This window comes from Chloroflexus sp., from assembly GCF_034432675.1.
Taxonomy (GTDB): domain Bacteria; phylum Chloroflexota; class Chloroflexia; order Chloroflexales; family Chloroflexaceae; genus Chloroflexus.
The window spans coordinates 1-6,606 of sequence record NZ_DAOUBI010000056.1 but is presented as its reverse complement, the minus strand read 5'-3'; the positions used below and the strand labels follow the sequence as shown (position 1 = coordinate 6,606).

The 6,606-nt window shown below is 56.8% G+C and carries 4 protein-coding genes and 1 pseudogene; all 5 read right to left on the bottom strand.

All coding sequences use genetic code 11. The annotated features are described in order from the left end of the window. Positions 1-607 precede the first annotated feature (607 nt). Positions 608-2,071, bottom strand: coding sequence for a rhamnulokinase family protein (locus VAE55_RS04715; protein WP_322814654.1), 1,464 nt, complete (start codon positions 2,069-2,071; stop codon positions 608-610). 12 nt (positions 2,072-2,083) lie between these two features. Beyond that, positions 2,084-4,276, bottom strand: a complete 2,193-nt coding sequence (locus VAE55_RS04710; RefSeq protein ID WP_322814653.1) for a bifunctional rhamnulose-1-phosphate aldolase/short-chain dehydrogenase — start codon at positions 4,274-4,276, stop codon at positions 2,084-2,086. Positions 4,277-4,321: 45 nt separating this feature from the next. Continuing rightward, positions 4,322-5,605 carry an L-rhamnose isomerase gene (locus VAE55_RS04705; protein WP_322814652.1) on the bottom strand — a complete coding sequence of 428 codons (1,284 nt, stop codon included), beginning with the start codon at positions 5,603-5,605 and terminating at the stop codon, positions 4,322-4,324. Positions 5,606-5,812: 207 nt separating this feature from the next. After that, positions 5,813-6,136, bottom strand: coding sequence for an L-rhamnose mutarotase (locus VAE55_RS04700; protein WP_322814651.1), 324 nt, complete (start codon positions 6,134-6,136; stop codon positions 5,813-5,815). A gap of 139 nt (positions 6,137-6,275) precedes the next feature. After that, positions 6,276-6,606, bottom strand: a pseudogene (locus tag VAE55_RS04695) (sugar ABC transporter substrate-binding protein); the annotation flags it as partial.

Genomic DNA, 6,606 nt, shown 5'->3' with positions numbered 1-6,606 from the left:
CGCCCACAACAGCACCCATGGCGATCATCCCCGCTGATACGCACGTGGTTGGCACCAGTTGTGGGTAATGCATAGTCCAGCAGGGGCGGGTGAGGGTGAGGGCGTGTCTGTCGGCCCTGGGAGCGCACGCCTCCGGCGCACTCCCACCGAAAACCACACATCGTGCCTTCTTCCAACGTAGTATCGCCTCCTGAACCAGCGCACGGTAGCGAGCATCATCCGGCCTCAGCAGTTCCCGCCTCCAGCAGGGGCGGGTGAGGGTGGGGGCGTGTCTATCCGCTCTGGAAGCGCACGCCTCCAGCTCATCCTGGGAGCGTGCGCCTCCGGCGCACTCCCACCGGAAACCACACATCGTGCCTTCTTCCAACGGGGTACCATTCCCTGAACCAACGCACAATAGCGAGAGCCATTCCACCCCCAGCAGGGGCGGGTGAGGGTGGGGGCGTGTTACAGCACACCGCACGGTGCTGCCGGATCGGCAGACGCAGGGAGAGACAGTAGCATACGTTTCCAGGCGTGGCGGAACACAACGTACACCACTTCCCCGCACCTCTGCGCTTCCCGTGGATGAGGTGCGGGGTGGGTGCACTGTGGCTTTACCTGCTCCTCATTTGGTCACCGCGCTACCCGATCCTCTCATCAACCCCTCTGGCCGGTATATGGTCTGGCTGACCGATGCCGCAGCAACCTGCCGTGCCGTCGCCAGATCAGGCAGATACCCCATCGCTATCGCCTGCACCAGAATGTTGCCCAGGGCCGTGCCTTCGGTTGGCCCGGCCACCACCGGTCGTCGGCACAGATCGGCCGTCAACTGGCAGAGGAGCGTGTTTTGGCTGCCGCCACCAACAATCCGTACCGTCGTGATCGGTTGACCGGTGAGATCGGCCAGCGCATCAATGACCTCTCGGTAACGTAATGCTAGGCTATCGAGGCAGCAGCGGGCAATGTCGCCTACCGTCTCTGGTACAGGCTGACCATTGCGTCGGCAGTATTCGCGGATGCGTGCCGGCATGTCGCCCACGGCCAGGAATTCTGGCGCGTCAGGGTCGATATATGAACGTCCTGCCGGTGCGCTGGCAGCCTGCGCGATGATCTCATCCCAGCTCAGGTTCAGGCCATCAGCCTGCCAGCAGCGCTGACACTCTTGCAAGAGCCATAATCCACTAACATTTTTGAGCAGGCGAATCGTCCCATACACGCCACCTTCGTTCGTTACGTTCATCTGGCGTGCGGCTTCATTGATCAGTGGTTCGTTACGCTCCACACCTACCAGACTCCACGTCCCACTACTGATGTAGGCGCTCTGGGTATCAAGGTGAGGTACGGCAGCGACTGCGCTAGCAGTGTCGTGTGTACCGACCGCTACCACTGTAACCTTGTCCGGCAGTCCGAGTGCCTCGCACAGTGCGGGTACGAGGGGGCCAAGCTGTGTTCCCGGCATAACCAGTGGTGGTAGCAGGTGAATCGGAATTCCCAACTGCTCCAGGAGGTCGGTTGCCCATACCCGTCGTCGGGCATCGAGGAACATGGTCGTTGATGCATTGGTATACTCAGCTACCCGCTTTCCGGTCAGCCAGTAGTGAAAGAGATCGGGTATGAGCAACATTGTGGTTGCCTGCGGCAAGCGGTCACCTTGTCGTTCAGCATACAACTGGTAGAGGGTGTTGAAAGGGAGCCGTTGTAGCCCGGTACGCTCATACAGTTCAGTCGGTGGGATAATGGCATCAACTCGCTCGGCCATGCCTTCATTGCGAGCATCGCGGTAGGCGAAGGGATCACCGATGAGGTTACCCGCTTCATCAATCAGGCCGTAATCGACCGCCCAGGTGTCGATCCCAATACTAGCTAACCGGCTTGATTGCTTGTGACGGGCGTAGGTTCGCAGTCCGTGCTGCACCTCATGCCAGAGCCGCTTGACATCCCAAAATAAATGACCGTCACGCTCGATCATCCCATTCGGAAAGCGATGGATCTCCTCGAGGGCGAAGCGTGTTCCGTCCCAACGACCCAGAATGACGCGCCCGCTTGAAGCACCAATGTCAATCGCAATAAAATGTGCCAGGTCTGTCATGGTGTTGCCCTCTCATCGCAGGAAGGCTTCATGGAGCCCGCCGTCAACCGTAATGATCTGGCCGGTTGTCTGACTCAGCCGCTGGCTCAGAAGTAGGAAGAAAGCTTCAGCCTGGTCGGCCGGCGTAATTGGGCGCTTGAGTAGTGAGCGTTCAGCGTAGAAACGGGCCAGTTTGTCGGTGAGTACGTCGGTCGGTTCGTCGGCAGTGAACGGAATACCGTATTTGGTCAGCGAAGCAATCACCCGATCACGCGGAAACATGCCACTCCCCTGCACGACAGTTGCCGGGGCTACGCCGTTGACTCTCACCAGCGGGGCTAGTTCGATAGCCAGCTCACGAATCAGGTGATTAGCTGCGGCTTTGCTGGTGTCGTAGGCAAGCGATCCCTTCTTGGCAACCACTGCGTTCACCGATGTTGTCAAGACGAGGTTTGCCGGTAAACCCTGTTTACGCCAGATACGTGCAGCTTCATCGGCAACCAGATAGTGACCGGTGACATTGATGGCAAAGGTTAATGCCCATTGATCGTCGCGAATGCGGCCTTCGTTATCGGGCGCGACAAAGATACCGGCGGTTACCGCTACGGCATCCAGACCGCCGTAGGCCAGCACGACTTGTTCGAGCATTGTCCGTACACTGGTGCGATCCGTGATGTCGGCCACCAGCCCAATTGCCGGGCCGCAAGTCGAAATATCACTCCCAGCAATCCCAATGCCCATCCCGTGACGATCAATGATCGCCTGTGCTGTTGCCTGCGCCGCTGCCCCATCTTTATCCACGCAGACGATATGTGCGCCCTCGTTAGCCAGCCGCAAAGCCACCTCACGCCCAATGCCACTTCCACCCCCGACAACCGCTATTACCTGACGGGCCAGCTCTTTCTCCGGCGGCATTCGTCGCAGTTTGGCCTCTTCAAGCTGCCAGTATTCGATATCAAAGGCTTCTTGTAGCGTTAGTGCGGTATATTTGTCAATCGCTTCAGCACCGCGCATCACATCTATCGCTGCCGTGTAAAACTCTGCCGTCACCCGCGACTCGCTCTTGTCTTTGCCCCAGGCGATCATCCCCAGCCCCGGAATGAGAATTACGGTTGGATTTGGATCGCGCATCGGCGGTGAGTCGGGGCGACGGTGGGTTTCGTAGTAGTGGATGTAATCGGTGCGATAGCGTTCAAGTCCTTCAACCAGTTTGCGCTGCAAATCGTCGAGCGTTTCCGCCTGAGGATGCCAGTCAATGTAAAGCGGCTTGATCTTCGTCCGCAGAAAATGATCGGGACAACTGGTGCCCAATTCGGCCAGGCGGGGTGCATCGACACTATTGACAAAGCGGAGCGTTGCCGCATCGTCCTGAATGGTGGCAATGAAGCGTCGCTGCTGACTAATCTGCCCACGCAGCCAGGGTAGAATGGCTGCCAGAACCGAGCGGCGTTGTTCGAATGGTAGCGCATCATATTGCGCACCACCAAACGTTGCCTCGCCTCGATCATGGGCTTCGATATATCGTGCTGCACGCTCGATCAGATCGAGTGTGCGCTCATAGCATTCCTGATCATCATCAGCCCAATTGATCAATCCGTGCCCACCGAGAATAACCCCCTTCGCCTGTGGATGCTCACGACAAATCTGTTCCAGCTTTAGACCGAGATCAAAACCCGGACGTTGCCACGGCATCCAAATGACCTCATCACCGTAAATCTCGCGTGTCAATCGCTCGCCGTTGCGTGAAGCAGCGATGGCGATCACCGCATTCGGATGCATGTGATCGACGTGACGATAGGGAATAAACGCATGCAGGGGTGTATCGATAGATGATGCCCGCGGGTTAAGATTGAAGGTGCAATGCGGGTAGAGATCAACCATTGCATCCTCGATTGCAGTCTTCGGGCCGCGCTCTGGATCGCGCAGATACATCGTGCGCAATTCGCGTAATTTGCGTAGTTCGAGTGAAGCAAAGTTGGTACGGGTGCTGGTACGCAAATCACCACCGGAGCCTTTGACCCATAACACCTCGACCGGCGCTGCCGTGAGTGGATCACGCTCCGTGATCTTGGCCGATGTGTTTCCGCCGCCGGTATTCGTAATCCGCTGATCACTCCCTAACAGATTCGAGCGGTATACCAGACGGGCTACCGGATCGAGTGTCGCTGCATAGGTTGCATCCCAGCCATACTTGACATGGCGAAACCGAGTGTTATCTGTGTTCATCGGCAAACTCCCTGTCTGGCGAAGAGACATTGTTTGTTGTAATGACTAGCTGCGCATCGCCAGGACTTCTGTTTCATAGTGACGGATCTCGTTGAGGAACGCCATCCCTATCGGAACATCGTGACGGTAACAGTACATATCCCAGACCGCCTGCCACGGCATTCCTTTGAGTTCTTCGAGGAGGACAAGCCGCGCTGTTGTATCACCCGCTAATTCCAGTTCGCGGAGCCGTCCCGTAGGTTCAAGCAAGGCGATCAGCAATGCCCGCAGAACATTCCGGGCACCGATTGTCCAGGCCGCTACCCGATTGATACTGGCGTCAAAGAAATCGAGACCGATATGCGTGCGTGATAGAAACCCACCACGCACCACTTCCTGCATCATCGCCTGGGTTTCGTCTGAAAGTGTGACCACGTGATCACTGTCCCAACGCACACCGCGACTGACGTGTAACAGGAGTTCATCAACAAACAGTAAGACCGCCGAAATCTTATCGGAAATCACTTCGGTCGGATGAAAATGGCCACTATCAAGGCAGATCAGTAGCCCCGGATGGCTTACCGCATAACCTAGGTAAAACTCGTGTGAACCAACGACATAGCTCTCGGAACCGATGCCAAAGAGCTTGGCTTCAACCGCATCGCGGTTATGCGCCGGATCCAGTGGCTCGGCCAGAATGGCATCCAGCGCTTCGCGCAATCGCTGCCGTGGCCCCGATCGGTCAACCGGGTTATCTTTCATCCCATCGGGTATCCAGATATTGGTGACGCACGGTGTTCCTAGCTCGCGCCCAAAATGCGCTCCAATTCGCCGGCAGGCAATACAGTGGTCGATCCAAAACCGGCGAATCGCCGGATCGGGATGGGCCAAGGTCATCCCATCCGCAGCTAGGGGATGCGAAAAGCAGGTCGGGTTGAAATCGATACCATGACCATTTGCTTTTGCCCAATCCAGCCAGGTGGCAAAGTGTTCAGGGCGCAGCTCATCACGACTCACTTTAACTCCACCGGTTTCCGCGTAGATGGCGTGCAGGTTGAGCCGGTGCCGACCGGGTAAGAGGCGATAGACCAGATCGAGATCACTGCGTAATTCATCGCCGTTGCGCGCTTTGCCCGGATAGTTGCCGGTTGCCGCAATGCCGCCCTCAAGTGGGCCACCGGGATTTTCAAAGCCGCCTACATCGTCACCTTGCCAGCAATGAAGGCTAAGACTGATGGTTGCCAGCGTTTTCATTGTCGCTTCAGTGTCAACACCGAGGGCTGCGTAACGTTCACGTGCTACAGTGTACGCAGCTTCAATCTGCGCCGGCGTCGGAGCAGTAAAGTTCATACGGTTCCTCCTGTGCCGGATAACCGGCCTGTCGTCCGGTATCAATCTCTCGTTATATCCGGGCCTCGCTAGTGATGCTGCCCTATCTATTGCGGACAACGATCAGGTGCCGCCCATCATGCAACTCTTCCCATACATAACAGAGTCGTGCGCCCAACGTGACACCTGCTGTCAGCGTGTAGTGCAGATGGGCATCATCTGCCAGTGTCAATCCAGATGAAATACCTCTTCCAGTTGCACCATGCTCTGGTCGGCGTATGCACCGCTAAGATTCTCAAAGTAGGGAGCCATCATTGTTTGCCAGCGTGCATTCACCTCTTCGGTAGCCATCCCGGCCAGGGCTTGCTCGAAACTCTCCGGGACTTCAACATAGCCAAACAATAGCCCGTCATTACGCATGAAAAGGGTATAGTTGTGCCAGCCATGCCGGCGCAGGGCGTCGAGCATCTCCGGCCAGACGTTGGCATGATGGGCCTTGTACTCTTCGATCAGCTCCGGTTTGACTTTGAGCGTGAAACCAACTCGTTTCATAGTTGACTCTCCAAGGGTTACAAGATCATTGATGAAGATAACAATGGAAACACCTCTATAGTATTACTATGCCCAACTCCTCGTAGATCTTTAGTGTGAGCGACGGCAGGGCGATCATCCCTGCCGTCTGCAACATCAATTACTCATTCACGTTTTCGGCAGTGTAGACAGTGAACGGCCCCATCAGCACTCGTAGTCCATTCGGACGGGTGGGGTCCTTCTCGATGGTGTAGGTGCCCATCCGTCCGGCGTTGAAGCGCTCGCCTTCCACCCCCTGCAACTGACCGGTGGCAATGCCGTAAGCCAGATAGTAGGTCAGATAACCCAGGTCTTTGAAGCTCCAGAGGGCAAACTGCGGTGCACATCCGCTGAGGGTGTAACTGGCCATTTCTGCCGGCAAACCCAACCCCGACACCTTGACTCGGTCGCACAAGCCTTCGTCGGTCATCGCCTTGGCTGCCGCCGCGATG